The organism is Sphingomonas sp. Leaf208, from assembly GCF_001421415.1.
Taxonomy (GTDB): domain Bacteria; phylum Pseudomonadota; class Alphaproteobacteria; order Sphingomonadales; family Sphingomonadaceae; genus Sphingomonas.
This window is the reverse complement of sequence record NZ_LMKH01000034.1, coordinates 302502-329429: the sequence shown is the minus strand read 5'-3', so window position 1 is coordinate 329429 and position 26928 is coordinate 302502. Positions and strand designations below refer to the sequence as shown.

The following is a 26928-nucleotide window of genomic DNA, read 5'->3' as shown; positions in this document are numbered from 1 at the left end:
AACTCCCAACCGGGGCACGCGAAAACACGTGACGGGTCCCACGCGATTGCATCGGCCGCCGATCGCCTCGATATGCGAGGATGCGCGGGCAAACAAGCCGAAGCGCGGCTTCGTGGCGAGGACGATAGATTTTGAGCTGGTTGGGAAGACTGCTCGGCGAGAAGCCCGACGAGGCGCTGCCGCTGTACAACGCCGTGGTTGGCCGGGCGCGCGCGGAACATTGGTATCGCGAGGGCGCAGTGCCGGACACGGTCGACGGCCGCTTCGACATGATCGCGACGTTGCTGGCGATCGTGATGCTGCGGCTCGAGACGGAGCCCGCTGGTGGCGAGCCAGCGGCACGTCTGGCCGAGCGCTTCGTCGACGACATGGACGGGCAGCTCCGGGAAATCGGGATCGGCGACATCATCGTCGGCAAGCATATCGGCAAGATGATGAGCATGCTCGGCGGCCGCCTCGGCGCGTACCGCGAGGGACTGGCAGCGGGCGATATCGCGCCGGCTTTGGTGCGCAACCTGTATCGCGGCGCGGTGCCGGACGATGCCGCGCTGGCGCATGTCCGCGAGTCGGTGATGGCGTTTCATGCCGGGCTGGCAGCGATGCCACTACCGAATCTGTTATCTGGAGAATTGCCGTGAAGTCCGAGTTCAGCCGCCCCGAACGCCTCGACACGATCGGCGAGCGCGAGCGGATCGTCGAGATCGTCGCGACCGAGGACGAGCGCGCGGCGCTGGCGAAGCGGTTCGCGCTGCTCTCGATCACGCGACTCGACGCGCGATTGGGGATCAAGCGCACCGACAGCGGCATCGTCGTGAAGGGCCGCGTGACCGGCGCGGCGGTGCAGGCGTGTTCGGTGACCGACGAACCGCTCGATACGCAGATCGACGAGCCGGTCGCGCTGCTGTTCGTCGATCAGCTGGTGTCCGAGGGCGACGAGGTCGAACTGTCCGACGATGCGCTCGACACGGTCGCGATCGAGGGTGGCACGATCGATCTTGGCGAAGCGGCGGCGGATACGCTGGCGCTGTCGATCGATCCGTTCCCGCGCGGGCCGAATGCGGCGGCGGCGTTGGCAGCGGCGGGTGTGATTAGCGAGGACGAGTTCCGGCCGGCGAATGCGTTCTCGGATTTGAAGGCGCGGATGGCTGAGAAGAGCTGAGTGTCTTCCGGGTCTTAGTCTTGTTGAGAGTGAGCTTACCCCAAACACCTGCACCACCCGGCGAAGGCCGGGGCCCAGTTGGAAAGGTGGGAATAACGAAGCGATGTCCTTCGTTAGCGACGCCCCCCAACTGGGCCCCGGCCTCCGCCGGGGTGGCGGCTTACTTGAGTGGTGCGTGTCTGACGGCGCATGCCGTCCACTTGTTCTCCCGCGAAGGCGGGAGCCCAGTCTGGGTCCCCGCCTTCGCGGGGAAACATGGTTTAGTCGGCGTCGGGGCCTAAAGTAGGGTCGAGATCGCGCGGGCGGATGAAGCGGGTCAGGCGGGCGGTGCCGGTTGCGATGCTCGCCCATTCCCCGTCGAACTGAAGCTCCGCAATGCTCGCCGTCGGATACTTGTCCTCGACCGCGTCGCGCAGCGGATCGGCCCCATCCGCGACCAGCATCAGCACGAGATCCTCCAACCCAGGATTGTGCCCGACCAGCAACGCGCTCTCGACCTCGGCCGGAAACCCGTGCACCACATCCAGCAACGTCGCCGCGGACGCGAGATACACCCGCCGGTCCAGCGTCGGCGCAATCGTCCGGCCATAGCCCGATTCGATCTGCTCCAAGGTCTCCGACACGCGTACCGCGGGCGACGCGATCGCATGATCGAACGCGAGACCCAGTGACCGCATGTGCCGACCGACCATCGCCGCGGCGCGCTTGCCCTTGGCGTTGAGCGGGCGGTCGAAATCGCGCGCGACCGGATCGTCCCAGCCGGACTTGGCGTGGCGCAACAGCGTCAACGTCTTCATGGCAATCCTCAAGCCGGTTCGCGGCTTTCATGCCCTACGCACGGGCCGGAGGAAAGCCGGCTTGCGACTCGGGCCACCGCTTCTTCGAGCGTGACGCGGGCGATCGGCACCCCCGGCGGGAACGCGCTGAGCAGGCGTGACGGCATCGCGGCGGACAGCATCACGAACACGCCGGAGTCGTCGGCGCGCCGGATAAGCCGACCGAACGCCTGCGCAAGCCGCGCGCGGACGAGCCGGTCGTCATATGCCGAACCACCGCCGGCCAACCTGCGCGCGGCGTGAAGAACGGAGGGTTTCGCCCAGGGCACGCCCTCCATCACCACCAGCCGCAACGATTCGCCGGGGACGTCGACACCGTCGCGCAGAGCATCGGTGCCGAGCAGCGACGCCCCCGGATCATCGCGGAAAATGTCGACCAGCGTGCCGGTGTCGATCGGATCGACGTGCTGCGCGTGGAGCGGCAGGCCTTCGCGGGCGAGTCGGTCGGCGATGCGGCCGTGGACACCGCGCAACCGTCGGATCGCGGTGAACAGCCCGAGCGTGCCGCCGCGGCTGGCGACGATCAACTGCGCATAGGCATTGGCGAGCGCGCCGATATCGCCGCGCTTCACGTCGGTGACGATCAACACTTCGGCTTGGCGCGTATAGTCGAACGGGCTCTTCGCCTCGAACCGTGCGGCGGGGCGGAGGAGATGCGGCGCGCCGGTGCGGGCTTCGGCCACCTCCCAATCACCGCCGCCGGTCAGCGTCGCCGAGGTGACGAGCGCACCGTGCGCGGGCTTCAGGACGATCTCGGCGAAGGGGCGCGTCGGGTCGAGCCAGTGGCGGTGGAGGCCGATGTCGAACTCGCGCCCTTCGATCCGGTCGACCGCGAGCCAGTCGACGAAATCGCCGTCGACCGGTCCGCCTACCCGCGCGAGCAGCGACAACCACGACGCCACTGTCTCCGCGCGCCAGCCGATCGAGGCGATCGCGCCCTCGACTCGCGCGCGGGCGGGCGCGTCCATCCAGTCGGGGGCTTCGGCGAGCACGGCTTCAAGCCGGCGACCGAGCGTCACGAGCGGACGAACGAGGGCGTCGAGTGCCGCAGCGGCAGGTGCGGCTGCCTCGATCAGCGTCGCGTCGGGTTCGGCCAGTTCGGTCTCCAGACCGTACCCCGCGTCGCCCGGCTGTTCGGCCCGCGCGTAGGTGAGCCCACGGACGGCAGCGAGCAGCGTCTCGATCGGCCCGAACGGCGCCCCCTCGCCGAGGCGTTGCAGCCAGCCATCGGACGCCAACGCTCCCGCTGCTGTGACCGCATCGCTGATCGCCCGCGCGCCCTGTTCGTCATAACTGGCGAGATCGGACAGGCGCGCGGCGAGCCCTCGCCGGCGACCGCGACCGCTCGATTCGGGACCGAGGATCCAGCGGCGAAGTTCGATCGTCTCGGCGCCGGTCAGCGCGGTCGCGAACATCGAATCGGCGGCATCGAAGATGTGATGGCCCTCGTCGAACACGTAGCGCGTCGGCCGTGTTGCCAGTTCGCGCCCTCTAGCGGCGTTGACCATCACCAGCGCGTGGTTGGCGATGACGATGTCGGCGTCGGACGAGGCGCGGGCGGCGCGCTCGATGAAGCATTTCCGGTAGTGCGGGCAGCCGGCATAAACGCACTCGCCGCGCCGGTCGGTCAGGGCGGTTGAGCCGTTGCGCCGGAACAGCGTCGGCAACCAGCCGGGCAGGTCGCCACCGACCATGTCGCCGTCCGCGCTATACGCCGCCCAGCGCGCGACGAGGTGTGCGAGGATCGCCGCGCGGCCGGCGAACCCGCCTTGCAGCGCATCCTCGAGGTTGAGCAGGCAGAGGTAATTCTCGCGGCCTTTGCGCGTGACGACCTTGGCTTTCCGGATCGCGGCGTCGGGATACAGGCGCGCGGTTTCCTGGCCGAGCTGGCGTTGCAGCGTCTTGGTGTAGGTCGAGATCCATACCGCGCCACCGGCCTTCTCAGCCCAGAGAGAGGCCGGGGCGAGGTAGCCGAGCGTCTTGCCGATCCCGGTCCCCGCCTCGGCGAGGACGAGGTTCGGCGTATCGCGCATTGCCCGTGGTGCGAAGGCGGCGGTGGCGGCGCCGGCATAGGCGCGCTGCCCGGGGCGTTCCTCCGCGCCATGGCCGGTGAGGTCGACCAGCCGCGCTTCGGCGTCACCAGGTTCGATCGTCACGGTGCGCGGCGCAGGTCGCGGCGCGTGCTCCTCCCATTCGGGAAGCGACGAGAACAGCCAGCGTTCGTTGACCGCCGGCTTCTTCAGCCGCTCGGCAACGACCAGCGCCCAAGGCCAACGCAGCCGAAACAGCGATTGCGCCGCGGTCCACGCGCCCTCGCGCTCGGGCCAGTCGCCATCGGTGAGCGCCAGCATCGCTTCGGCCGCACGCAGCAGGAACGGCGCAACCTCCGCGTCCTCGGTCGGCACGTCGAGCCCGGTAACCCGTGCAATCCCCTTCGGCGTCGGCACCGCGAACTGCGCGGGGCGGAGGAACGCGTAGAGTTCGAGCAGGTCGAGCCCCGACAGATCGGGATACCCAAGTCGCTGCCCGACCAGCGGCGCGTTGAGCATGATGACCGGCGTATCGGCGGCGATCCGGATCGCCTCGCCCCGCCCGATCGGACGCGCACCGTCCGCATTCGCGATCCAGATGCCGGCGTGGCTGGCGTGGAGGGCAGGATAGCGAAGCACTCCGCGACCTTGCTGCAATGAGAACGAAAGGGCAACCTCTCACTGCTTGTTCTCCCGCGAAGGCGGGAGCCCAGTCTGGATCCCCGCCTTCGCGGGGAAACACGCTGTCGTCGGTTTCAGCGTGAAGTGCTGCACCCCTCGCGGTTGTGCAAACCTTCACTAACAAACTCACCCATATCGGCCGTTACGCAACCGGCACGGTTCACGTGCGTTGCGCACTCATCGACACCGAGCTTTATCTAGATCAACAGGGACGATTATTATGCGGAAGTTTCTCATGGCGCTGAGCGCGCTCTCGCTCGCAATCCCGGCCGCCGCCGTAATCCCCACGGGCAAGGCCGAAGCCCGCTCGAAGCGAGAATATCGCGGTCATGACCGTCGTTACCGCGCCAAGCGTTGCCGCCATTCGAGCGGCACGACCGGCCTCGTCGCAGGCGGCGTCGGCGGCGCGGTGCTCGGCAATGCGGTCGGCGGCGGGCTGCTCGGCACGCTGGCAGGCGGTGCGGCGGGTGCGCTCGGTGGCCGTGCGGTCGACCGGACGATCACCGCGAAGGATCGTTGCCGCTGAGTCGCGAGCGGCGGTGGGGGTGACGGACACGAATGCACGCGCTAGTCGCGCTGTATTATGACCGACGAACTCCGCACCGCCGCCCTCGAGACCAAAGCCTGGCCGTACGAGGAGGCGCGTAAACTCCTCAAGCGGTATCCGAGCGGCAAGTCGGGTGATCCGGTGCTGTTCGAGACGGGCTATGGACCGTCGGGCCTGCCGCATATCGGCACGTTCAACGAGGTGTTGCGCACGACGATGGTGCGCAACGCCTTCCACGCGCTGAGCGATACGCCGACACGGCTTATCGCGTTTTCGGACGACATGGACGGCTTGCGGAAAGTTCCGGACAACGTCCCCAACGGCGACATGCTGCGCGAGCATCTCGGCAAGCCACTTACGCAGATCCCCGATCCGTTCGGCACGCATTCGAGTTTCGCCGCACATAACAACGCGATCCTGCGCGAGTTCCTCGACCGCTACGGCTTCGACTACGAGTTCGCGTCGTCGACCGAATATTACACCGGAGGGCGGTTCGATAAGGCGCTAAAGAGCGTGCTCCGTCACTTCCAGGGTATCCAGGACGTGATGCTGCCGACCCTGCGGGCTGAGCGTCGCGCGACCTATTCGCCGGTGCTGCCGATCTCGCCGACCAGCGGGATCGTGCTGCAGGTGCCGATCGAGGTGATCGATGCCGAAGCCGGGCTGATCGCGTTCGAGGACGAAGGCCAGCGGATCGAGCAGTCCGTGCTCGGCGGCAAGGCCAAGCTCCAGTGGAAGGTCGACTGGGCGATGCGCTGGGTCGCGCTCGGCGTCGATTACGAGATGGCGGGCAAGGACCTGATCGATTCGGTGACGCAGTCGTCAAAGATCGCACGCGTGCTCGGCGGACGCCCGCCCGAGGGCTTCAACTACGAGATGTTCCTCGACGAGAATGGCGAGAAGATCTCGAAGTCGAAGGGCAACGGGCTGAGCCTCGAGCAGTGGCTGACTTATGGCCCCGAGGAATCGCTGGCGTTCTACGCGTACCGCGAGCCGAAGAAGGCCAAGTCGCTGCACATGGGCGTGATCCCGCGCGCGGTGGACGAGTATTGGCAGTTCCGCGGCAATTATGCGGGACAGGACCTGAAGCAGAAGCTTGGTAATCCGGTCCATCACATCCACGATGGCAAACTGCCGACCGGCGAATTGCCGGTGACGTTCGGGCTGCTCCTCAACCTCGTCGGCGTGATGGGCGATGCGAGCAAGGAGCAGGTCTGGGGCTATCTGGCGAACTACGTGCCCGATGCGTCGGCGGAGAAGTATCCCGAGCTCGACCGGCTGATCGGCTATGCGCTGGCCTATAGTCGCGATTTCGTCGCGCCGACGTTGAAGCGGCGCTCGCCCGAGGGTGTCGAGGTCGCAGCGCTGGAGCGGCTGGATGCGGAGCTCGCCGCGTTGCCGGCGGAGGCGAGCGCGGAGGATATCCAGAACATCGTCTACGAAATCGGCAAGACCGGCGGGTTCGAGACCCTGCGCGACTGGTTCAAGGCGTTGTACGAGACGTTGCTGGGCTCGGAGCAAGGTCCGCGAATGGGCAGCTTCATCGCGTTGTACGGCGTCGCGAACTCGCGGAAACTGATCGCGGAAGCGCTCGCCCGGTAAGACGACGCGTTCGAAGAAGTACCACCCCGGCGGAGGCCGGGGCCCAGTCGGGGAAGATTCATAACCGGGCGCAGAGCGCCGTTACCACGACCCTTCCAACTGGGCCCCGGCCTTCGCCGGGGTGTGGTTTCAGGTTGGCCGAGCGGCCGTATCGCCTCGACAGCTTAACGAGAACATATTAGCAACAAGTCCGCCTCCCCCGATTCGGAAACCGGCATGTTTCATCGACCACTCGCGCGTCATCGCCTGTTCTTCGCGCTCCGCCCGCCACTCCCGCTAGCGCGCCAGATCACCGCTGCAGCGTCGTGGTTCGAAACCGACCGGGACAAGCTGCGCCCCGAGCATCTGCACGTGACGATCGATATCCTCGACGACCATGATCGCGTCTCGACCACGCTGGAACGCGACCTGAAAGCGATCGGCGATGCGGTCGAAGGGGCGCCATTCGCACTCCAGTTCGATACCGCGGTCGGCAGCGATCGCTCCATCGCCCTGCGTCCGCGCCACAAGAACGCCTCGCTCGCGGCACTGCATCAGCGGATTGCGGTGGCACGCGAGGCGGCAGGGCTACGCGCCCGCGAAGGCTATCGGTTCAGTCCGCACATGACGCTCGGCTACCGCGACGGCGTGTCGTTCACGCAACCCATTGCGCCGATCGGCTGGGACGTGGATGCGTTCGTACTGGTCCACAGCCATGTCGGCCGGACTCGGCACGATGTACTCGGGCGCTGGCTGCTGAGCGGCGACGACGATCGGCAACTGGCGCTGTTCTGAGCCTTCGGATTGCCGTACCCGCGCGATCCCGTAGGACCCCGGACGCGTTCGGTTGGTTCTTCCCTCGTGACCGCGCACCAAGGAGCAACAATGCGGCTGTTCTTCGACGACGCCCAGCGAACCCACGCCCCTGCGCGCGAACTCCATAACGGCGCGTTCACCGCCTATGCCGAGACGCCCGCGCGCGTCGACGCGATCCTGCGTGCAATCGGTCCGGTCGAGCCGCCGGAGGATCGTGGTGAAGGACCGATCCTCGCGGTGCACTCACCCGCCTATGCCGCGTTCCTCAAGAACGCTGCGCGGCTGTGGCGCGAGGCGGGGCGAGACGGCGACGCAATCCCCTACACCTTCCCGATCCGCGGCCGCCGTCCGCTCGATCTCACCCGGATCGACGCACTGATCGGCGCACACAGCTTCGACGCGACCACGCCGATCACGCCCGAGGCCTGGGCCGCCTCCTATGGCAGCGCGCAGTCCGCGCTCGCCGCGACGCACGCCGTACTGGACGGCGACCGCGCGGCGTTCGCGCTGTGTCGCCCGCCCGGCCACCATGCCGGCGCAGACTATTGCGGCGGATACTGCCACCTCAACACCGCCGCGATCGCCGCGCAGGCCGCGCACGACGCCGGTGTCGCCCGCGTCGCGATGCTCGACATCGACTATCACCACGGCAACGGCACGCAGGACATCTTCTACGCAAGAGGCGAGGTGTTCTACGCGTCGGTCCACGCGGATCCGAAGACCGACTACCCGTTCTACTGGGGGCATGCCGACGAGACGGGCGAAGGCGAAGGGCTCGGCACGACACTGAACATTCCCCTCCCCCATGGCACACGGATCGATGCCTTCCGCACCGCGCAGACGACCGCACTCGACGCGATCGCCACGTTCGACCCCGGCCTGCTGGTCGTCAGCTTCGGCGCGGATACGTGGGAGGGCGACCCGATATCCCACTTCAAGCTGACCACGCCCGATTACGCGGTGCTCGCGCACGACATCGCCGCGCGCGGTTGGCCGACTGTCATCGTCATGGAGGGCGGGTATGCAGTGGACGCGCTTGGCCACAACGTCGCGAGTTTCCTGAGTGGCTTCTGAAGCACCTATCACTCTAGGCACGCCCGCGTACCGCCGGCTGACGCTGGCAATGCTGTTCGCCGGCTTCTCGACCTTCTCGCTGTTGTATTCGGTACAGCCGTTGCTGCCGCTGTTCGCCGCGCAGTTCGGGCTGACGGCGGAAGAAGCGTCGCTGGCGGTGTCGCTGGCAACGGGGCCACTGGCGATCGGCATCCTGTTCGCAGGGTTCGTCTCGGACCGAGTCGGCCGGCGTCCGCTGATGATCGCGGCGATGTTCGCGGCTGGCGCGCTGACCTTGGCGGTGGCGGTCGTACCGGGGTGGAGCGGGTTGCTCGTGCTCCGCTTCCTGACCGGCGTAGCGCTTGCGGGCGTGCCGGCGGTCGCGATGGCCTATGTCGCGGAGGAGGTCGACGCCAGCTCGGTCGGCGCAGCGATGGGGCTGTATATCGCGGGCAGCGCGCTCGGCGGCATGGCTGGGCGACTTGTCGTCAGCATCGTCGCCGATCTGGAAGGCTGGCGCTGGGCGCTCGCCGCGGTCGGCGTCGCAGGGCTCGCAATGGCGGAGGCATTCCGCCGGCTTGCGCCGCTCTCGCGCAATTTCACGCCGAGCGTGGGACGGCCAGGCGCGCTGCTGCGTAGTGCCGGGTCGCTGTTCACCGATCGCGCGATGCCGTTGCTGTACCTCGAGGCGTTCCTGCTAATGGGCGTGTTCGTCACGATCTATAATTACGCTGGCTTCCGGTTGATGAGCCCGCCTTACAACCTCAGCCAAGCGGCGGTCGGCGGGGTATTCCTGCTATACGTGCTAGGATCGGTGAGTTCGGCTAAGTTCGGGACGCTAGCGGGGCGGCTCGGGCGGCGGAAGGTGTTCTGGATACCTGTCGTGCTGCTGATCGACGGGGTCGCGCTGACCGCGATGACACCGCTGATGCTGGTGATCGCGGGGATCGCGGTGGTGACGATCGGCTTCTTCGGCGCGCATTCGATTGCGAGCGCCTGGGTCGGCCGGCGGGCGCAGGGTTCGCGGGGACAGGCGGCGGCGTTCTACCTGTTCTTCTATTACATGGGATCGAGCGTGCTGGGATCGGCCGGCGGGTTCGCGTGGACGCATGCAGGCTGGCCCGGGGTGACGGCGTTCTGCCTGTTGCTCGGCGTGGCGGCATTGGTGATCGGGCTGGTTCTGCGCACGGTGCCGCCGCTGGTGGTGGAGCCGCCGGTGCCGCAGCGGATGCCGGATCCTTAAAGCGCGATAAACGGTCCTCGTATTCTCTCGCAGCAGGCAGATAACCGTCATTCCCGCGGAGGCGGGAACCCATATTGGCTGGCTTCACGAAGGAATCGCAAAGCGCTGAGGATATGGATCCCCGCCTGCGCGGGGATGACGATCGGGTATGTGTCGGGAACCTGCCCTACCGAGACGCCAAATCGGTAGCGTCGACCGGCGGCACACCCGTCATCCCCTTGGCGACCGCTTCGACCGCTTCGACCGCTTCGATGACACGCAGAACGTTGCCGCCCGACAGCTTCGCCAGATCCCCATCGCTCCACCCCCGCCGCGCCAGTTCGGCGAACAGCAGCGGATAGCCGTCGACGCCCTTTAGACCGATCGGCCCGGTCCCCTGGATGCCGTCGAAATCACCGCCGATCCCGACATGATCATGGCCCGCGACCTTCGCGATATGCTCGACATGATCTGCCACCGTTGCAGCGGTGACCCGCGGCTCCGGATGCGCGGCATCCCACGCTACCAACGGCGCAGGTGATTTGGCGCCATAGACGCTCGCCGGAACGCCGACCGACTTCGCATAGGCCGAGCGTGCCACATCCCAGGCCCGCCACTCGCCCGACAGGAACGACGGATAGAAGTTCACCATCACCACGCCGCCGTTTGCGCCGATCACGCGGAGCAGGTCGTCGGGGATATTCCGCGGCGCATCGGCGATCGCTCGCGCGCTGGAGTGCGAGGCGATCACCGGCGCCTTGGCCGCCGCCAGCGCCGCCGCCATCGTCGCGTCGGACACGTGCGACACGTCGACGATCATCCCGATCCGGTTCATCTCCGCGACCACCTGCCGCCCAAAGTCGCTCAGCCCGTTGGCGCGCGGAGTGTCGGTCGAGCTGTCCGCCCAGTTCAGGCTCTTGCCGTGCGTCAGGGTCATGTACGCCACACCGAGCGCGCGATATTGGCGCAACACCGACAGCCGCCCGTCGATCTGGTGTCCGCCCTCGACGCCGATCAGCGACGCGATCCGCCCCGCTTTCTCGATCCGACGGATGTCCGCGGCATTGGTGGCCAGTTCGAATGTCGCCGGGTTCGCCGCGACGAAACGGCGGACGATGTCGATCTCCTCCAGCGTCATTTCCACCGCGCGCGGCGCGTCGGCGGGGATGTAGACCGACCAGAACTGGCCGCCGACATGACCTTTGCGCAGGCGGGGAATGTCGGTCTGCAACGGGTTCGGCAGTCGCGCGGTGTCGACGGAGAGATTGACCGCCTCGACCTTCGCGTCGTGCAGGTCGCGGATTTCCCAGGCGAGATCGTTATGCCCGTCGATCACCGGGCTACGCTCCAGCACGCGCGCGACGCGCTGCGCGATCTTCGGGTCCGGCACCGCGGCGGGGCTCGACTGCGCGGCGATGAGCAGGAAGGCGGCGATCATCTCTTGGTCCCCCGTAACGTCCATTTCATCCTGAAGGAGGTGTTCGCGCGCGACAAGCCGGGTACGCCGCGCCGAACCAGAGCGAAGTGGCGGACTTGAAGACCAGATCGACCGAATTACCCGTCGGAAGCAGTGCCCGGACCAGCGACACGCGCTTGTCCACTGCGATCGCGATCGCGCGGCTGATCGGGATCATGGGGATCGTCTACGTCCACGCCTGGACCGGACGCACTGCCGAGGAACTGGCGGCGGAGGCGTTCAGTTGGCAGGCGGTGCTGCGAACGGTGCTCGGCGAAGTGTTCGGACGTAGCGCTGTGCCGCTGTTAGGGATGATCTCCGGCTGGCTGGTCGTCTCGACCGCAACGCGCCAGGGCTACGCGGCGTTCGTGCTCGGCAAGGCGCGGACGATCCTGCTGCCGATGGTTCTGTGGAACGCGATCGCGATTGTGCTGGTGGGGGCGGCGGCGACGTTCGGCGACCTGAAAGCGCCGACGCCGACCAGCATCGGCTGGACACTCAACGAACCGGTGCCGCTCGTGCAGGCAAACGACGTCAACGTGCAGATGCCATTCCTGCGCGACCTGTTCGTCTGCATGGTCATCGCGCCCGGTCTGGTACGCGCGTCGAATGCCTGGCTGGCGCTGGTCGCATCGATAGTGGTCGTGTGGAGCGTGTCCGGAGTACACGTTCCGCCATTGCTGCGACCGCAGATCCTGTTGTTCTTTACCGCGGGAGTCGCCGTGCGACGGTTTGGCCTGGCGGAGCGGGCGGCGGGTTGGCCCATCGCCCTATGCGGGCTGCCATTCGTCGTCCTGATTGCGCCACGGCTGTGGACCGCGCTGCTGGGGAACGCGTTCTTCGACGCATATCCGCATCTGATGGCGGCATTCGATATCGTGTTTCGATTGGCCTCCGCGGTGCTGTTCTGGCGGCTTGGCTGGGAGCAATGTTGCGGACCGATTGCGCGGGATCGAGCGCTACGGGTTTCTCGCATTCTGCGATCATCTGGTGCTGCTGTGGCTGTTCGGGCCGGTGATCGGATTGGCGACTGGCGCGCTGGGGGCGGGATTCTATCCCGCATATCTGCTGGTCCAGCCGCTGCTGGTGCTCGGCGTCACGGTCGTGCTGGGGCGAGTGCTGATGGCGCTCTCGCCGACCGTCGCGCGGGTGCTCAGTGGCGGGCGGCTGGGGCGATCGGCTTCAATTACCGCGTGACGGCGGATCGAGTTGGTTCACCCATTCCTGGTTATGGACGACGGTAGAGCGAACCGGCCGACCGGTGGCGTCGAGCCAGGGGCGGTAGCGGAAGCGCAGTTCGATCAGGCGGCAGGTGGTCGCGTCGAGCACCGCATTGCCGCTCGAGCGCGTGACCATGCAGTGCGTTACGCCGCCGTCCGTCTCGACGGTGTAGCGTACGCCGACGACCCCGCCTGCGCCGATCACCGCCTCGGCGTTGGGGAAATCCTTGTTCTTGAAACGGCCTTTGAGAAGGCGGGGCGGAGTCTCGTCGCCACCATCGCCGTCGCCATTTCCGGAGCGCCCGCTACCGGTCCCGTTCCCTTCGCCACCTGCGCCGGTCCCTGGTCCGGGAACGGGGGCAGCGCCCGTGGTGGCGTCGCTGCCGGGGCCCGGTTTGAGAGCAGCGATAACCGGGGGCGGTGGAACGATCGGAGGGATGATCGGCTTGGGAACGACGAGTTCGGTCGCCTTCGAGCGCAGGTTGGCGGGGGAAGCCGCGCCTTCGGGGCGGTGGCTTTTCGCGGGGCGGGGAACGATCTTTTCAAGCGGTGGCGGTGGAGGGGGATTCGGGCCAACCGAAAAGGTCTTCAGCGCATCGGGGATAGCGGTGGGAATGCTGACGCCAAGCTCGAGGATCAGCGCGTAGCCGATGACGGCGCAGAGTATCGCCGCGCTGGCCGCGGATATCAGGCGGTCGCGCGGGTTCGGGTGGACGCCGTACATGCAGGGTAATTGGGGAGGCGGGTATTGTGCGGCAACTGTGCGTGAGGGCACGAGGAGGATCTCGGTACTCCAGACGTATTCGGTACGTATCCCGCTTCGATAGATGCACCTCCCCGGCGCAGGCCGGGGTCCAATTGGAAAGGTCGATGTAGCGAAGGACCGTTGGTCGTTACCGCCGTTTCCCAATTGGGCCCCGGCCTTCGCCGGGGAGGTGGTTCCTTTGTCAGATAGACCGCGGTTTGTAAGCGTATCGGTTCGACGCCGGCAGACCTGCATGTTCGGTAGACACAATAGCGGGCGGCGTGACCAAAGTCACACCGCCCGTTCGTGGCACGCGACGCGGGAGTAAATCCCGCGTCGTCGGTCGGCGCTGGAGCGCCGCCGGCCAGGCTTGCTGTTGCGCTTGGCTTCGCCGTGCGCAGCGGCATTCGCCTACAGCTTCGCCGTCAATTCCGGCACGATCTTGAACAGATCGCCGACCAGGCCGATGTCCGCCACCTGGAAGATCGGTGCGTCCTCGTCCTTGTTGATCGCGATGATGACCTTCGAGTCCTTCATCCCCGCGAGATGCTGGATCGCGCCCGAGATGCCGACCGCGACATACACTTCCGGGGCGACGATCTTGCCGGTCTGGCCGACCTGATAATCGTTCGGCGCATAGCCCGCGTCGACCGCCGCGCGCGAGGCACCGACGCCGGCGCCGAGCTTGTCCGCAAGCGGATCGATCATCGCATGGAACTGGTCGCTCGAGGCGAGCGCGCGGCCGCCCGAGACGATGATCTTCGCGCTGGTCAGCTCGGGACGCTCGTTCTTGGCGATCTCCGAGCCGGCGAAGGTCGAGAGACCCTTGTCGCCGGTCGATGCGACTGCCTCGATCTCGCCCGAGCCACCCTCGGTCGCAGCCTTGGCGAACGCCGTGCCGCGCACCGTGATGACCTTCTTCGCGTCGGTCGACTGCACGGTTGCAATGGCGTTGCCGGCGTAGATCGGGCGCGTGAACGTGTCTTCGCTCTCGACCGACAGGATGTCGCTGATCTGCATGACGTCGAGCAACGCAGCGACACGCGGCGCGATGTTCTTGCCGTGCGTGGTCGACGGCGCGACAAACGCATCGTGATGCCCCATTAGCTCGACGATCAGCGGCGCGACGTTCTCGGCGAGCGCATGCGCGAACGCAGCGTCGTCCGCGACATGCACCTTGCCGACGCCAGCGATCTTCGCCGCTTCGGCAGCGACGCCGTCGACGCCTTGGCCGACGACCAGCAGATGGACTTCGCCGAGCTGCGAGGCGGCCGTGACCGCCGACAGCGTGGCATCCTTGACGGCCTGACCGTCATGTTCGACCCAGACGAGCGTCTTCACTTGGCGACTCCCATTTCCTTGAGCTTGCCGACCAGCGCGTCGACGTCGGCGACCTTGATCCCGGCCGAACGCTTAGCGGGCTCGATTACCTTCAACGTGGTCAGGCGCGGCGTCACGTCGACGCCGAAATCGGCGGGCGTCTTCTGCGCCATCGGCTTCGACTTCGCCTTCATGATGTTCGGCAGCGAGGCATAGCGCGGCTCGTTGAGACGAAGATCGGTGGTGATGATTGCGGGCAGCTTCAGCGTGTCGGTCTCCGCGCCGCCATCGACTTCGCGCGTCACGTTGACCGAGCCGTCGGCGATCTCGACCTTCGACGCGAACGTGCCCTGCCCCCAGTTCAGGAGGCCAGCGAGCATCTGCCCGGTCTGGTTGTTGTCGTCGTCGATCGCCTGCTTGCCGAGGATGACGAGGTCAGGCTTTTCCTCCTCGACGATCTTGGCGAGGATCTTGGCGACACCAAGCGGCTCGACCTTGGTCTCGCTGACGACGAGGATCGCGCGGTCGGCCCCCATCGCGAGCGCGGTGCGGAGCGTTTCCTGCGATTTCTGCTCGCCGATCGAGACGACGACGATCTCGGTGACGCCCTTGTCCTTGAGACGGATCGCTTCCTCGACCGCGATCTCGTCGAACGGGTTCATGCTCATCTTGACGTTCGCCAGATCGACGCCCGTTCCGTCCGCCTTCACTCTAGGCTTCACGTTGTAGTCAAGCACGCGCTTGACCGGCACCAGCACCTTCATCGGGGTTCCTTCCAAGGTGAAATCATTCGTTTCGATCACCGTCACAGTATGGCGGCGTTGGCGCGACAGATGGCCGTTTCGAGCCGTTTTCGCAAGTCCGGTATGGAAACATCGCTATGCCGTAGCGTCACGGCGAGATGCCGATCGGACCACCTGCCGGATAGTGTACGACATCAACGAAAAAGGGCCCGGACGTTTCCGCCCGAGCCCTGTTTTTCGCAGAATCAGTATGCGTGGGTCAGTCGCGATTACGCTGCGACCTTCTGCACCTCTGCGACGATCTTCTTGGCCGCATCGCCAAGGTCGTTCGCCGGAACGATCGCGAGACCGGAGTTCGCGAGTATCTCCTTGCCCTTCTCGACATTCGTGCCCTCGAGGCGGACGACGAGCGGCACCGAGAGGTTCACTTCCTTCGCCGCGGCGACGATGCCGTCGGCGATGATGTCGCACTTCATGATGCCGCCGAAGATGTTGACGAGGATGCCCTTCACGTTCGGATCCGCGAGGATGATCTTGAACGCCGCCGTCACCTTCTCCTTGTTGGCGCCGCCGCCGACGTCGAGGAAGTTGGCCGGGAACATGCCGTTGAGCTTGATGATGTCCATCGTCGCCATCGCGAGACCGGCGCCGTTGACCATGCAGCCGATGTCGCCGTCGAGCTTGATGTAGGCTAGGTCGTACTTCGACGCTTCGAGCTCGGCAGGATCTTCCTCGGTCTCGTCGCGCAGTTCGAGCAGGTCCTTGTGGCGGAACAGCGCGTTGCCGTCGAATGCGACCTTCGCGTCGAGCACCATCAGCTTGCCGTCGTTGGTGACCGCGAGCGGGTTGATTTCGATCTGCTCGGCATCGGTGCCCATGAACGCGTCATACAGCTTCGACGCGGTGTTCGCGGCCTGCTTGGCGAGATCGCCGGTCAGCTTCAGTGCGGCAGCGACGGCACGGCCGTGATGCGGCATGAAGCCGGTCGCCTGGTCGATGTCGATCGACTGGATCTTCTCGGGCGTGTCGTGCGCGACGGCCTCGATGTCCATGCCGCCTTCGGTCGAGACGACCATCATCACCCGGCCGGTGGTGCGGTTGAGCGTCAGCGCGAGGTAGAATTCCTTGTCGATGTCGACGCCGTCGGTGACGTACAGGCGGTTGACCTGCTTGCCCGCGTCACCCGTCTGGATCGTGACGAGCGTGTTGCCGAGCATGTCGGTCGCGGCCGCGCGAACCTCATCCTCGGTCTTGGCGAGGCGGACACCGCCCTTGGCATCGGGGCCGAGCTCGACGAACTTGCCCTTGCCGCGGCCGCCGGCGTGGATCTGCGCCTTGACGACATAGAGCGGTCCGGGAAGCTTCTTCGAGGCCTCAACGGCCTCCTCGACGGTCAGTGCCGCGAAACCGGCAGGCACGGGGACGCCGAACTTGGCCAGCAGTTCCTTGGCCTGGTATTCATGGATGTTCATCGGGAAGGCTCCACGCAATTTTTAGGAAACTCGGGAATTGGTTGGGCGTAAAGCACAGGGCGGCCAGCAAATCCACCCTTAAGGCATTTGCAGTTGCGTGTCGTTATCAATAGATGGATTTATCGACTGCGAATGGCCTGATCTAAAGCAATTCCTTTGGCGTCGCGCTCCGCCGCCTCTACAGCAGGACCATGGCGATCCGACTCCGCATCATTGCGTTCCGAACCTACTTCGACGGTGCCAATGGTACATTAGTCCAGCCGCGCGCGGCCAAACCTCAAGCGGCCGAATCGTAAGGCGTTTGGAGATTAGTAACCACTTGGGGAGCAGTGTTCCGGACATGACACAGCCCGTCCCCATCCCCCCCGCCGAACCGAAAGGCGAGGAGCTCCGTCAGGCGCTACGCAAGGCCGTCAAGATGCGCGCGCATTTGCGCGATCGGGGCCAGACGCGATTCGAGATCGAGGTGACGGATTTGTCGCTCTCGGGATTTCGTGCGGAGACGAGCTTTACGTTGTGGCCGGGAACTGTGGTGTGGCTGACGTTGCCGGGTCTCGCTGCGCTCGAGGCGGTGGTCGCCTGGCGCGACAAGTTCAAATACGGCTGCGCGTTCGCGAAACCGCTGCATCCGGCGGTGTTCGAGCATATTGTAGCATTAAGCCAGCGATAGGCGCGGCTACGTCCGCGCCGATGCGCGAGCGTAGCGATGCGCAATCGCAGGCTTGGCCGGTGGGTTGCCCAAGCGAACCCATCCGACGGCGGCTTTGCCGACGGTGACTTGCCTTAATGTGTTCTCCCGCGAAGGCGGGAGCCCAGTCTGGGTCCCCGCCTTCGCGAGGAAACAAATCTCTCTCAGTCGAACAGGCTCGAGACACTCGTCTCGTCCGCAATCCGCTTGATCGCCTCCCCGAGCAGCGGCGCGATCTGGAGATGGCGGATCTTGCCGTGCGCGTCCTTGATGACTTCGTGGTTCCCAATCGAATCGGTGATCACCAGCTCACGCAGTTCCGAGCCTTCGACTCGCGCTACCGCACCACCCGACAGCACCCCGTGTGTAACATAGGCCACAACGTCCTCGGCACCCGCTTCCTTCAATGCCGCCGCCGCGTTGCACAGCGTCCCGGCCGAATCGACGATGTCGTCGACCAGGATGCAGAACCGCCCCTCGACTTCGCCGATGATGTTCATCACCTCCGACTCGCCCGCGCGCTCGCGACGCTTGTCGACGATCGCCAGCGGGGCGTTGTCGAGTCGCTTGGCGAGCACGCGTGCACGGACGACACCGCCGACGTCCGGCGACACGACCATCAGGTTCTTGCCCTTGAACCGCGCGAGGATGTCCGCCGACATCACCGGCGCCGCGTAGAGATTGTCGGTCGGGATATCGAAGAAGCCCTGGATCTGCCCGGCATGCAGATCGACCGACAGCACGCGGTTGGCGCCCGCGACGGTGATCAGGTTCGCGACCAGCTTGGCCGAGATCGGCGTGCGCGGGCCTGGCTTCCGGTCCTGCCGCGCGTAGCCCATGTACGGGATCACAGCGGTGATACGCCGCGCCGACGCACGCTTCAGCGCGTCGATCATGATCAGCAGTTCCATGAGATTGTCGTTGGCGGGATAGCCGGTCGACTGGATCACGAACACGTCCTCGCCGCGGACGTTCTCGTTGATCTCGACGAAGACCTCCTCGTCGGCGAAGCGCCGCACGCTGACGTCGGTCAGCGGGATCTCGAGATAGGCGGAGATTTCCTGCGCCAGCGGCAGGTTCGAATTGCCGGTCATCAGTTTCATGAAGCTATTTCCCGCTCGATATTCCGCACCCCTTAGGCGCAGCTTCCCTTTGGTGGAAGGGTTTGCCCGCCGCCGCGCCGCTCCGTACAGCGGCAGGATGACCGTAATCACCCGTTTCGCCCCCTCGCCCACCGGCCGGCTGCATGTCGGCAACATCCGCACCGCGCTCCACAACTGGATGTTCGCGCGGGCGAATGGCGGGAAGTTCGTGCTGCGGATCGACGATACCGATCCCGAACGCAGCGAAGAGCGCTTCGTCGACGCGATCCGCGCCGATCTCGACTGGCTCGGGATGACGCCGGATGCGGAAGAGCGGCAGTCGGCGCGGTTCGCTCTGTACGAGGCGCGGTTCGGGGCACTGGTCGCGAGCGGGCACGTGTATCCGGCGTACGAGACGACGCAGGAGCTCGACCTGAAGCGCAAGATCCAGGCCGGGCGCGGGTTGCCGCCGATCTACGATCGCGCCGCGCTGGCGTTGGACGACGATGCGCGGGCTAAGCTGGAAGCGGGCGGCGTGAAGCCGCATTGGCGGTTCAAGCTCGATCACGAGGCGCCGATCGCCTGGGACGACCTCATCCGCGGCGCCGCGCACTTCGAGGCGAAGACGATGAGCGATCCGGTCATCCGGCGCGCGGACGGGTCGTGGCTGTATATGCTGCCGTCGGCGATCGACGATGCCGAGATGGGCGTGACGCACGTCGTGCGCGGCGAGGATCATGTGTCGAACACCGCACTCCAGTTGCAGATGTTCGCCGCGCTCGGCGTGACGCCGCCACGGTTTGCGCATGAGGCGTTGCTGACGGGAGCGGAGGGCAAGCTATCGAAGCGGCTCGGGTCGCTCGGCGTCGATCATTTCCGCGAGGTCGGGATCGAGCCGCAGGCGGTGCGGGCGCTGCTGGCGCGGATCGGGACGAGCGACCCGGTCGAGCCGATCGCCGACGCCGCGCCGCTGATCGCCGGGTTCGACTTCGCGCGGTTCGGAAGAGCGCCGGCGCGGTTCGACGAGGCGGAACTGACGGCGTTGAATGCGCGGATTCTGCATGCGCTGCCGTTCGATGCGGTGGCCGAACGGTTGCCTGGGGGCATGGACGTGGCGGCGTGGGAGGCGGTGCGGCCAAACCTCGTGACGCTGGCGGATGCGGCGGATTGGTGGGGGGTGATCGAGGGGCCGGTTGCCGTCGAGGGTGATATCGACGCGGCGTATCTCGATCAGGCGCTGGTGGCGGCTGGGGAGATCGACTGGTCGAGCGATCCCTGGCACGCGCTGACCGCTCGGTTGAAGGCGGAGACCGGGCGCAAGGGCAAGGCGTTGTTCCTGCCGCTGCGGCGCGCGCTGACAGGCCGCGATCATGGACCGGATATGGCGGCGTTGCTGCCGCTGATCGGGCGGGAGCGGGCTTTGGAGCGGTTGGCGGCGCGCTGATCGAGCCTCTCCGAAGGTCGCCAAAAAAGCATGTTCTCCCGCGAAGGCGGGAGTCCAGCCTGGGCTCCCGCCTTCGCGGGAGAACAAGGAGGGCGGGCTGCGGCCGATCCGATAGTTGCAGACTATACTTTGCTGGCGGTCACTTGGCCGGCGGTCGGAAAAAGTAACGCACCACACCCTAATCACCACCCCGGCGAAGGCCGGGGCCCAATTGGGGGACGTCGCGAACGGGCGCCGCGCTCCATTATTCCAACCTTTCCAATTGGGCCCCGGCCTTCGCCGGGGTGGTGCACTTGGCCGAAGAATGTGACCGCCAGCGCAGTACGGTAGGTTGGCCGAGCCAATTGGGGCCGACCGGCAAACATCGCCCGAGAGCGGCGAAACGGGGTTAGCTCACCTCGCCCACCCCACCCCCCAAACCCCTTGCCCCCGAAATGTAATGATGTACCATCCCAGCCCGGCGGCACCTATCTCGCCGCCATCCTCAAGGAGAAGCGAAGGAGACGGTAATGTACGCGGATCGACTGAACCGGACGGGCGGATTTAATCCCGGGAGCCTCGGCGTCGCGCTGGCGATCAATTGCGCGGTGATCGGAGCCTTGTTCATCGCGGCGCCTAACGTGCTGCCCTTCACCCCCGACCCACCGCTCGTGACCTATGTGCCGTACACACCGCCGCCGCCGCCCGAGCCAGTGCCGCCCGCCGATCCTCTGGTCCGCCAGCAGCCGCGCCCCGCCCCGCGTCCCGACGCGCCGATTACGGTAGTGCAGATACCGCAAACCGACGGCTTCACGGTCGCCCCCGATCCGCTCCCCTATACGCCGCCGATCGGGGTCGAAGGCACTGGAACAGGCACCGTCGCGGTCGAGCCGCCGAAAGCCGCACCGGTATTCGTCCAGCCGGGCATTGACCCACGATACGCCGCCGAGTTCCAGCCAAGCTACCCGTCCGAAGAACGCCGCGCCGAACGCGAGGGCCGGGTCGTGGTGCGCGTGCTCGTCGGTGTCGACGGTCGCGTGAAGCAGGTCGAGCGGGTCAGCGCGACCACCGACGCGTTCTACCGCGCGACGCTCGACCGCGCGCTGGCGAAATGGCGGTTCAAGCCTGCGACTCGCGACGGCGTTCCGGTCGAGGCGTGGCGATCGATGGCGCTGACGTTCGTGCTCCAGAACTAAAGCTTGAGGGGTGCGGGGCTGGCCTAGCCGGCTCCGCCCCCCTATCTTGGCGCGCATGGGCTTTTTCAGTCGTTTCACGCCGATCGTCGCCTATCGCGACCTGCGGCTCTTCCTCAGCCAGCGCCGGCCGTACGAGCTCATCTTTCTCGTCGCAGCGCTCGGCGTCACCAGCTTCCTGATCTACGCGTTCATGAAGGATTCGTACGTCGAGAAGGAATACCGCCCGAAGATCATCTACGTCGAGCAATGGCCCGCCGATCGCACCGATGCGCAGATCGAAGCTCAGCAGAAGATCGACGCTCCGATCAAGGCCAAGGCGCTCGCGGAACAAAAGGCCCGAGAGGACGCGCAGCGCGAGTCGTTCAAGCGGCTGGACGACAAGCTAAAGGCCATGGGGATCTGACCCAGGCCGACTCGCGCTGGATGGGCGCCGCGCTGGCACTCGCCGAGCGCGGCCGAGGGCGTACCGCGCCCAATCCCAACGTCGGCTGCGTGATCGTGCGCGACGGCCGCGTCTTCGGGCGCGGCTGGACGCAGGCGGGCGGGCGACCGCATGCCGAGGCGATGGCGTTGACCGAGGCTGGCACGAACGCTCGGGGGGCTACGGCTTACGTGACGCTGGAGCCGTGCGCGCATCAGTCTCCGCGTGGGCCCGCGTGCAGCGAACTGCTGATCGAGGCAGGCGTTGCGCGTGTCGTTGCCGCCCTCGAAGACCCCGACGCACGAACGGCAGGCCAGGGTTTTACCCGGCTGGAGGTCGCTGGCATTATCGTCGCGCGCAGTGTTCGCGCGAACGAAGCCAGACGTTCGATGGCTGGCTTTCTCACTCGGCAAGCACTTGATCGCCCGCTAGTCACTCTGAAGCTCGCGACGTCGCTCGACGGCTGTATCGCGATGGCGGACGGGTCGAGTCGCTGGATTACCGGCCCGCAGGCCCGCGCCCACGCGCATCTGGAGCGTAGCAGGCATGAAGCGATCCTCGTCGGTCGCGGCACGTATGACGCCGATTCACCGCGACTTGACGTACGGCTACCGGGGCTGGAAGCTCGCGGACCGATGTGCGTGCTTTTATCTTCGACCGTCCAAGACCTGCCCGGTTGGACAGTCGTCACCGCTCCGCACGCCATCGCCACCCTCCCCAACGTCGACCACATTCTCGTCGAAGGCGGCGCGGCCGTAGCGTCGGCGTTCCTGGCCGCCGATCTGGTCGACCGGCTTCTTCTCTACCGCGCACCGATCCTGATCGGCGGCGGCAAGCCCGCACTCCGCGACATCGGCCTCACCGACCTGGCCGATGCGCATGGTCGATGGGCAATCGTCGATGCGCGGCAACTTGGCATGGACCGGCTCGAGGTCTACGAGCGCGAACGAAACGAGGCATAATGTTCACCGGAATCGTCACCGACATCGGCACCGTCACAACCGTGGAATCGCCCGGCGATACGCGGGTAGTCGTGAGCACCGCCTATGATACCGCCACCGTCGATCTCGGCGCGTCGATATCCTGTTCGGGCGTCTGCCTGACCGTGGTCGACAAAGGCCCCAACTGGTTCGCGGTCGATGTCTCCGGCGAGACGATCAGCCGCACCGCCAAGGACCAGTGGACCGAGGGCCGCAAGTTCAACCTCGAACGCGCGATGAAGCTCGGCGACGAGCTCGGCGGCCATATCGTCACGGGCCACGTCGACGGCCTCGGCACCGTCGTCGCGCTGGCGGAGGAAGGCGGCTCGCACCGCGTCACCATCCGCGCCGGCGCCGACATCGCGCCGTTCATCGCACCCAAGGGTTCGGTGACGATCGACGGGGTCTCGCTGACCGTAAACACGGTGCGCGACATCGACGGCGAGGTCGAGTTCGGCCTCAACATCATCCCGCATACCTGGGCAGTCACCACGCTCGGGACGATCCAGATGGGGCAGTCGGTCAATATCGAGATCGACGTCCTCGCCCGCTATCTCCAACGCATGGAGCATTACCGTGTCAAAGCCAGCTGAACGTTCTTCCGAATTGGCCCGTCTCAAGCACGGCTACCTCTCCAGCCCCGAAGAGATCATCGACGAGGCGCGCAACGGCCGGATGTTCATCCTGGTCGACGACGAGGATCGCGAGAACGAGGGCGACCTCGTCATCCCCGCGCAGATGGCGACGCCCGAAAAGATCAACTTCATGGCGAAGTTCGGTCGCGGGCTGATCTGCCTCGCGCTGACCCGGGAGCGCACCGAGGAACTCGGGCTCGAGCTGATGAGCCGCAACAACGGAACGCGGCACGAGACCGCGTTCACCGTCTCGATCGAGGCGCTCGAAGGCGTCACCACCGGCATCTCCGCCGCGGATCGCGCGCGCACGATCGCGGTGGCGGTCGATGCGACCAAGGGCAAGCCGGACATCGTCACTCCCGGCCACGTCTTCCCGCTGGTCGCGCGCGACGGCGGCGTGCTGATCCGCGCCGGCCATACCGAGGCCGCGGTCGACGTCGCGCGGCTCGCCGGGCTCAACCCCTCGGGCGTAATCTGCGAGATCATGAACGAGGACGGCACGATGGCGCGGATGGACGACCTCGTCACCTTCGCACAGTTCCACAACGTCAAGATCGGCACGATCCGCGACCTGATCGCCTATCGCCGCCGCCACGATCACCTCGTCGAGAAGCGCGCCGAGGCCAAGTTCACCTCCGAATGGGGTGGCGACTGGAGCGCGCTGACGTTCTGGAACAAGGCGACCGGCACCGAGCAGGTCGCCCTGGTCAAGGGCAAGATCGACCCCGCCAAGCCGACGCTCGTCCGCATGCACGCGCTGTCGCCGTTCGCGGACATCTTCGGCGAATCGGGCGATCGCGGCCGGATCCTCGCACGCTCGATGCAGATGATCGCGGACGAGGGCGCGGGCGTGATCGTCGTGATCAACCGTCCGCGCAGCAACACCTTCACTTCCGCAGTGATGAAGAAGGCCGGCGCGGAGATCACCCCGGACATGGAGGAACTGCGCGACTACGGCGTCGGCGCGATGATCCTGACCGAACTCGGCGTCCACGACATGGTACTGATCACCAACACGCATCACACGCTGGTCGGCCTCGACGGCTACGGCCTGTCGATCGTCGGCGAGCGCCCGATCGCGTCCCTGAACACGGAAAAGAGCAACTGATGGCGCATCTCCTCATCGTCGAAGCCCGGTTCTACGATCACCTCAACGACCTGCTGGTCGAGGGTGCGAAGGCCGCGATCGAAGCGGCCGGCCACACGCACGAGACGATCACCGTGCCCGGCGCACTCGAAGTCCCCGGCGCGATCGCGCTGGCGGCCGAGAGCGAGACGTTCGACGCGTATGTCGCGCTCGGCGTCGTGATCCGCGGCGAGACCTATCATTTCGAGATCGTCGCGGGCGAGAGCGCACGCGGGATCATGCAGCTGACGATGGATGGCCTGCCGATCGGCAACGGCATCCTGACCACCGAGAACGAAGCACAGGCGTTGACGCGTGCGAAGCCCACCGAAGGCGACAAGGGCGGCGGCGCGGCCAATGCGGCGCTGGCGATGCTAGCGCTGAAGGACCGCTTCATCGTATGACCGCGCCGGTGCTCCTGACGGAGCGCCTGTTGCTCCGGCCCTTGGGACCGGAGGATACCGAAGCATGGTACGCGTTCCACGCCGATCCCGTCACGATGCGCCATCTCGGCGGCGTGCAGTCGCGCAGCGTCGCTTGGCGCGGGCTGTGCGCGATGGCGGGGGCTTGGAGCATCCGCAGCTTCTCGATGTTCGCGGTGACGCTGCGCGATACCGGCGAATGGATTGGCCGCGTCGGTCCGTGGCAGCCCGAAGACTGGCCGGGTACGAAGATCGGCTGGGGACTCGCATCGCAGTTTGCCGGACGCGGATTGGCGCGCGAGGCCGCGACGGCGACGATCGACTATGCGGTGGATGTGCTCGGCTGGGCCGACATCATCCACACCATCGCACCCGACAACGTGGAGTCTATCGCGCTCGCGCAACGGCTCGGGTCAACCAACCGCGGCCGAACGACACTTCCCCCGCCGCTCGAATCGCTGCCGGTGGACGATTGGGGCCAGAGCTTCGCCGACTGGCGGGCGCGGAGAGCAGAGCGTGGGTGACGTGATCAACCTGCGGCTCGTTCGGAAGCAGCGGGCTCGTGACGAGGCTTCATCGAAGGCGGATCGGAACCGCAGGCTGTTCGGGCGGACCACGGCAGAAAAGGCGGCGGACGCGGCCGCGAAGACTCGGATCGAGAGGACGCTCGACGGCGCGAAGCTCGATAATCCCACGACGGAAACGTCCGATGAGTAACCTCGATCTCACCCTTCCGACAGCGAAGTCGCCCCGGGGCCCCTTCCCTTGGCAGCGTGAGACCGAACCAACGTTCGATTTTACGATCCTGACGCGCCACAGGAAGGATCGATCAGGTCTGCGCCCTAGAACGGCGAAAATGGTGATAGCTTCGGTGGGACCGAAGGCAGGTCGGCGCGCCGCCCGCAACAACCACGGTGCCGATGTCCGTTGAGCAAGTACGTGTCGGTAATTGCGCGGCATGATGCCCTTCCTTGTTCTCCCGCGAAGGCGGGAGCCCAGACTGGATCCCCGCCTTCGCGGGAAAACAAATCTTGCTTGCTCGGAAGGGATAGCCGCCCCCCACAGTCCTCTACTGCCTCACCACAGGAACGTCACGCGCGCCGCGCCGTTATGCCTCCGTAACAAAGGGGCGCTCATGATTTCGGATGCGAATGCGACGTTGCTCGCCAAACTCGGCTTCGCCGCGCGCGGGGTGGTGTATATTCTCGTCGGGTGGTTCGCGGTGGACGCGGCGTTGCGCGGTGGCAAGATCGCCGACAACCAGGGCGCGATCGGGTCGATGGCGGACGAGGCGTTCGGCCCGGTACTGCTCGCGATCGTCGCCGCCGGCCTGCTCGGCTATGCGGTCTGGCGACTGACGGAGGCGGCGGCGGCGGCGAACCCCGAGCAGATCGGCAGCGACGTCGAGGGCAGCCTCAAGCGGATCGGTCATGTCGTCAGCGGGATCGCGCACCTGATCCTCGCCTGGACCGCTGCCAAGCTGGCCGTGAAGACCGGATCACGCGACGTCGCCGTCTCGCCCGGAGACGAGAGCGCGCGTGATTGGACCGCGTTGCTGCTCGACCAGCCGGCGGGACGGGTTCTGGTTGGCGCGGTTGCGGTCGGCGTGCTCGTCGCTGCGTTCCAGCAGGCCCAGAAGGCGTGGCGCGGCGACTTCATCCACGACCTGCGCGGCGACGCCCCTGCGCCCGGCTATGTCTGCACGATGGGCCGGATCGGCTACGGTGCGCGGGCGCTAGTGTTCCTGATCGTCGCCGGGCTGTTCGGATTGGCTGCCTGGACCGCACATGCCAGCGACGCGGGCGGCGTGGCCGAGGCGCTGGAGCGGCTGCAATCACAACCGGGCGGCAAGTGGCTGCTGGCGCTGACCGGTATCGGGCTGGCGCTGTTCGGTACGTACAGTCTGGTCGAGGCGCGCTTCCGCCGGATCCATGTCGACCTGCCGGGTACGGATTAAAGCTTTCTTATCCCCATATCCGTTCCCCCGCACAGGCGGGACACGACGGCGTTCGTGACCCTGGGCTCCCGCCTTCGCGGGAGAACAAGAAAGATAGCCGGCGGCGAAAGATCCCTA

27 protein-coding genes are annotated in these 26928 nt (G+C 66.3%); 19 read left to right on the top strand and 8 right to left on the bottom strand.

The features are described 5' to 3' along the window. Window positions 1-131 precede the first annotated feature (131 nt). Window positions 132-638, top strand: a complete 507-nt coding sequence (locus ASE69_RS14305; RefSeq protein WP_235518793.1) for a ubiquinol-cytochrome C chaperone family protein — start codon at window positions 132-134, stop codon at window positions 636-638. Then, window positions 635-1159 (top strand): YceD family protein, encoded by a 525-nt coding sequence (locus ASE69_RS14300; protein WP_056487896.1) that lies wholly within the window; start codon window positions 635-637, stop codon window positions 1157-1159. Before ASE69_RS14305 ends, ASE69_RS14300 begins: the two co-directional genes overlap by 4 nt. A 260-nt stretch (window positions 1160-1419) precedes the next feature. Here the strand turns inward: ASE69_RS14300 and ASE69_RS14295 are convergent, their stop codons facing one another. Together ASE69_RS14295 and ASE69_RS14290 are read right to left on the bottom strand one after the other, a co-directional pair. Next, complete coding sequence (locus tag ASE69_RS14295) at window positions 1420-1956, bottom strand: SixA phosphatase family protein (protein WP_056487893.1); 537 nt, start codon at window positions 1954-1956, stop codon at window positions 1420-1422. Between the two features lie 8 nt (window positions 1957-1964). Beyond that, window positions 1965-4664, bottom strand: a complete 2700-nt coding sequence (locus tag ASE69_RS14290) for an ATP-dependent DNA helicase (RefSeq protein WP_056487890.1) — start codon at window positions 4662-4664, stop codon at window positions 1965-1967. Window positions 4665-4926: 262 nt separating this feature from the next. Between ASE69_RS14290 and ASE69_RS14285 the strand changes: the two genes are divergently transcribed. From ASE69_RS14285 to ASE69_RS14265, 5 genes are all read left to right on the top strand, one after another. Continuing rightward, window positions 4927-5232, top strand: a complete 306-nt coding sequence (locus tag ASE69_RS14285) for a hypothetical protein (RefSeq protein ID WP_056053958.1) — start codon at window positions 4927-4929, stop codon at window positions 5230-5232. 57 nt (window positions 5233-5289) lie between these two features. Further along, a complete protein-coding gene (locus ASE69_RS14280; protein WP_056487887.1) occupies window positions 5290-6855 on the top strand; it encodes a lysine--tRNA ligase in 1566 nt (521 codons plus the stop codon). A gap of 216 nt (window positions 6856-7071) precedes the next feature. Beyond that, window positions 7072-7629 carry a 2'-5' RNA ligase family protein gene (locus tag ASE69_RS14275; RefSeq protein ID WP_056487885.1) on the top strand — a complete coding sequence of 186 codons (558 nt, stop codon included), beginning with the start codon at window positions 7072-7074 and terminating at the stop codon, window positions 7627-7629. A 90-nt stretch (window positions 7630-7719) separates the two neighbouring features. Then, window positions 7720-8724, top strand: coding sequence for a histone deacetylase family protein (locus ASE69_RS14270; RefSeq protein ID WP_056487882.1), 1005 nt, complete (start codon window positions 7720-7722; stop codon window positions 8722-8724). Then, the gene (locus ASE69_RS14265) at window positions 8714-9946 is read left to right on the top strand and encodes an MFS transporter (RefSeq protein ID WP_056487879.1); all 1233 of its coding nucleotides are present in this window, start codon (window positions 8714-8716) and stop codon (window positions 9944-9946) included. The genes ASE69_RS14270 and ASE69_RS14265 overlap by 11 nt, the downstream gene beginning before the upstream one ends. A gap of 166 nt (window positions 9947-10112) precedes the next feature. On the opposite strand, the gene ASE69_RS14260 is transcribed toward ASE69_RS14265, so the two are convergent. Beyond that, a complete protein-coding gene (locus tag ASE69_RS14260; RefSeq protein WP_056488346.1) occupies window positions 10113-11363 on the bottom strand; it encodes a dipeptidase in 1251 nt (416 codons plus the stop codon). A gap of 95 nt (window positions 11364-11458) precedes the next feature. Between ASE69_RS14260 and ASE69_RS14255 the strand changes: the two genes are divergently transcribed. Beyond that, window positions 11459-12625, top strand: coding sequence for an acyltransferase family protein (locus tag ASE69_RS14255; protein WP_235518792.1), 1167 nt, complete (start codon window positions 11459-11461; stop codon window positions 12623-12625). Here the strand turns inward: ASE69_RS14255 and ASE69_RS23235 are convergent. The 4 genes from ASE69_RS23235 to sucC all read right to left on the bottom strand — a co-directional run bounded on the left by ASE69_RS23235 (window position 12564) and on the right by sucC (window position 16881). Further along, on the bottom strand, window positions 12564-13325 hold the full coding sequence (locus tag ASE69_RS23235) for an energy transducer TonB (protein ID WP_056487875.1): 762 nt from the start codon (window positions 13323-13325) through the stop codon (window positions 12564-12566). The two genes, ASE69_RS14255 and ASE69_RS23235, sit on opposite strands and share 62 nt — an antisense overlap. Before the next feature lie 432 nt (window positions 13326-13757). Further along, window positions 13758-14687, bottom strand: coding sequence for an electron transfer flavoprotein subunit alpha/FixB family protein (locus ASE69_RS14245; protein WP_056487872.1), 930 nt, complete (start codon window positions 14685-14687; stop codon window positions 13758-13760). Next, complete coding sequence (locus ASE69_RS14240; protein ID WP_056487869.1) at window positions 14684-15430, bottom strand: electron transfer flavoprotein subunit beta/FixA family protein; 747 nt, start codon at window positions 15428-15430, stop codon at window positions 14684-14686. The genes ASE69_RS14245 and ASE69_RS14240 overlap by 4 nt, the downstream gene beginning before the upstream one ends. Before the next feature lie 248 nt (window positions 15431-15678). After that, complete coding sequence (gene sucC / locus ASE69_RS14235) at window positions 15679-16881, bottom strand: ADP-forming succinate--CoA ligase subunit beta (RefSeq protein ID WP_056053980.1); 1203 nt, start codon at window positions 16879-16881, stop codon at window positions 15679-15681. Window positions 16882-17221: 340 nt separating this feature from the next. On the opposite strand from sucC, the gene ASE69_RS14230 reads away from it, so the two are divergent. Continuing rightward, window positions 17222-17551 (top strand): PilZ domain-containing protein, encoded by a 330-nt coding sequence (locus ASE69_RS14230; protein WP_056487867.1) that lies wholly within the window; start codon window positions 17222-17224, stop codon window positions 17549-17551. Between the two features lie 182 nt (window positions 17552-17733). On the opposite strand, the gene ASE69_RS14225 is transcribed toward ASE69_RS14230, so the two are convergent. Next, complete coding sequence (locus ASE69_RS14225; protein WP_056064113.1) at window positions 17734-18672, bottom strand: ribose-phosphate pyrophosphokinase; 939 nt, start codon at window positions 18670-18672, stop codon at window positions 17734-17736. 97 nt (window positions 18673-18769) lie between these two features. On the opposite strand from ASE69_RS14225, the gene gltX reads away from it, so the two are divergent. The 10 genes from gltX to ASE69_RS14175 all read left to right on the top strand — a co-directional run bounded on the left by gltX (window position 18770) and on the right by ASE69_RS14175 (window position 26811). Further along, window positions 18770-20095 carry a glutamate--tRNA ligase gene (gene gltX, locus ASE69_RS14220; protein ID WP_056487864.1) on the top strand — a complete coding sequence of 442 codons (1326 nt, stop codon included), beginning with the start codon at window positions 18770-18772 and terminating at the stop codon, window positions 20093-20095. A 509-nt stretch (window positions 20096-20604) separates the two neighbouring features. Beyond that, window positions 20605-21270 (top strand): TonB family protein, encoded by a 666-nt coding sequence (locus ASE69_RS14215; protein ID WP_056487860.1) that lies wholly within the window; start codon window positions 20605-20607, stop codon window positions 21268-21270. 55 nt (window positions 21271-21325) lie between these two features. After that, window positions 21326-21673: a hypothetical protein gene (locus ASE69_RS14210; protein ID WP_056487857.1), complete on the top strand. Its 348-nt coding sequence runs from the start codon at window positions 21326-21328 to the stop codon at window positions 21671-21673. Further along, entirely contained in the window at window positions 21670-22653 is a 984-nt protein-coding gene (gene ribD / locus ASE69_RS14205; protein WP_156362352.1) for a bifunctional diaminohydroxyphosphoribosylaminopyrimidine deaminase/5-amino-6-(5-phosphoribosylamino)uracil reductase RibD, read from the top strand. Before ASE69_RS14210 ends, ribD begins: the two co-directional genes overlap by 4 nt. After that, window positions 22653-23264, top strand: a complete 612-nt coding sequence (locus tag ASE69_RS14200) for a riboflavin synthase (protein WP_056487850.1) — start codon at window positions 22653-22655, stop codon at window positions 23262-23264. The genes ribD and ASE69_RS14200 overlap by 1 nt, the downstream gene beginning before the upstream one ends. 13 nt (window positions 23265-23277) lie before the next feature. Next, entirely contained in the window at window positions 23278-24414 is a 1137-nt protein-coding gene (ribB, locus tag ASE69_RS14195; RefSeq protein ID WP_235518787.1) for a 3,4-dihydroxy-2-butanone-4-phosphate synthase, read from the top strand. Beyond that, window positions 24414-24836: a 6,7-dimethyl-8-ribityllumazine synthase gene (gene ribH, locus ASE69_RS14190; protein WP_056487843.1), complete on the top strand. Its 423-nt coding sequence runs from the start codon at window positions 24414-24416 to the stop codon at window positions 24834-24836. The genes ribB and ribH overlap by 1 nt, the downstream gene beginning before the upstream one ends. Beyond that, entirely contained in the window at window positions 24833-25378 is a 546-nt protein-coding gene (locus ASE69_RS14185; protein ID WP_056487841.1) for a GNAT family N-acetyltransferase, read from the top strand. The genes ribH and ASE69_RS14185 overlap by 4 nt, the downstream gene beginning before the upstream one ends. Continuing rightward, window positions 25371-25571 carry a DUF4169 family protein gene (locus ASE69_RS14180; protein WP_056487839.1) on the top strand — a complete coding sequence of 67 codons (201 nt, stop codon included), beginning with the start codon at window positions 25371-25373 and terminating at the stop codon, window positions 25569-25571. Before ASE69_RS14185 ends, ASE69_RS14180 begins: the two co-directional genes overlap by 8 nt. 418 nt (window positions 25572-25989) lie before the next feature. Next, window positions 25990-26811: a DUF1206 domain-containing protein gene (locus tag ASE69_RS14175; RefSeq protein ID WP_056487836.1), complete on the top strand. Its 822-nt coding sequence runs from the start codon at window positions 25990-25992 to the stop codon at window positions 26809-26811. Window positions 26812-26928: the final 117 nt, after the last annotated feature.

Excerpts from the sequence above, each read along its gene's own strand:
- gltX (WP_056487864.1), top strand. The coding sequence starts at position 18,770 with ATGACCGTAATCACCCGTTTCGCCCCCTCGCCCACCGGCCGGCTGCAT.
- ASE69_RS14280 (WP_056487887.1), top strand. The coding sequence starts at position 5,290 with ATGACCGACGAACTCCGCACCGCCGCCCTCGAGACCAAAGCCTGGCCG.
- ASE69_RS14215 (WP_056487860.1), top strand. The coding sequence starts at position 20,605 with ATGTACGCGGATCGACTGAACCGGACGGGCGGATTTAATCCCGGGAGC.
- ASE69_RS23235 (WP_056487875.1), bottom strand. The coding sequence starts at position 13,325 with ATGTACGGCGTCCACCCGAACCCGCGCGACCGCCTGATATCCGCGGCC.
- ASE69_RS14270 (WP_056487882.1), top strand. The coding sequence starts at position 7,720 with ATGCGGCTGTTCTTCGACGACGCCCAGCGAACCCACGCCCCTGCGCGC.
- ASE69_RS14175 (WP_056487836.1), top strand. The coding sequence starts at position 25,990 with ATGATTTCGGATGCGAATGCGACGTTGCTCGCCAAACTCGGCTTCGCC.
- ASE69_RS14230 (WP_056487867.1), top strand. The coding sequence starts at position 17,222 with ATGACACAGCCCGTCCCCATCCCCCCCGCCGAACCGAAAGGCGAGGAG.
- ASE69_RS14260 (WP_056488346.1), bottom strand. The coding sequence starts at position 11,363 with ATGATCGCCGCCTTCCTGCTCATCGCCGCGCAGTCGAGCCCCGCCGCG.
- ASE69_RS14240 (WP_056487869.1), bottom strand. The coding sequence starts at position 15,430 with ATGAAGGTGCTGGTGCCGGTCAAGCGCGTGCTTGACTACAACGTGAAG.
- sucC (WP_056053980.1), bottom strand. The coding sequence starts at position 16,881 with ATGAACATCCATGAATACCAGGCCAAGGAACTGCTGGCCAAGTTCGGC.
- ASE69_RS14225 (WP_056064113.1), bottom strand. The coding sequence starts at position 18,672 with ATGAAACTGATGACCGGCAATTCGAACCTGCCGCTGGCGCAGGAAATC.
- ASE69_RS14200 (WP_056487850.1), top strand. The coding sequence starts at position 22,653 with ATGTTCACCGGAATCGTCACCGACATCGGCACCGTCACAACCGTGGAA.
- ASE69_RS14275 (WP_056487885.1), top strand. The coding sequence starts at position 7,072 with ATGTTTCATCGACCACTCGCGCGTCATCGCCTGTTCTTCGCGCTCCGC.
- ASE69_RS14185 (WP_056487841.1), top strand. The coding sequence starts at position 24,833 with ATGACCGCGCCGGTGCTCCTGACGGAGCGCCTGTTGCTCCGGCCCTTG.
- ASE69_RS14295 (WP_056487893.1), bottom strand. The coding sequence starts at position 1,956 with ATGAAGACGTTGACGCTGTTGCGCCACGCCAAGTCCGGCTGGGACGAT.
- ribH (WP_056487843.1), top strand. The coding sequence starts at position 24,414 with ATGGCGCATCTCCTCATCGTCGAAGCCCGGTTCTACGATCACCTCAAC.
- ASE69_RS14210 (WP_056487857.1), top strand. The coding sequence starts at position 21,326 with ATGGGCTTTTTCAGTCGTTTCACGCCGATCGTCGCCTATCGCGACCTG.
- ASE69_RS14285 (WP_056053958.1), top strand. The coding sequence starts at position 4,927 with ATGCGGAAGTTTCTCATGGCGCTGAGCGCGCTCTCGCTCGCAATCCCG.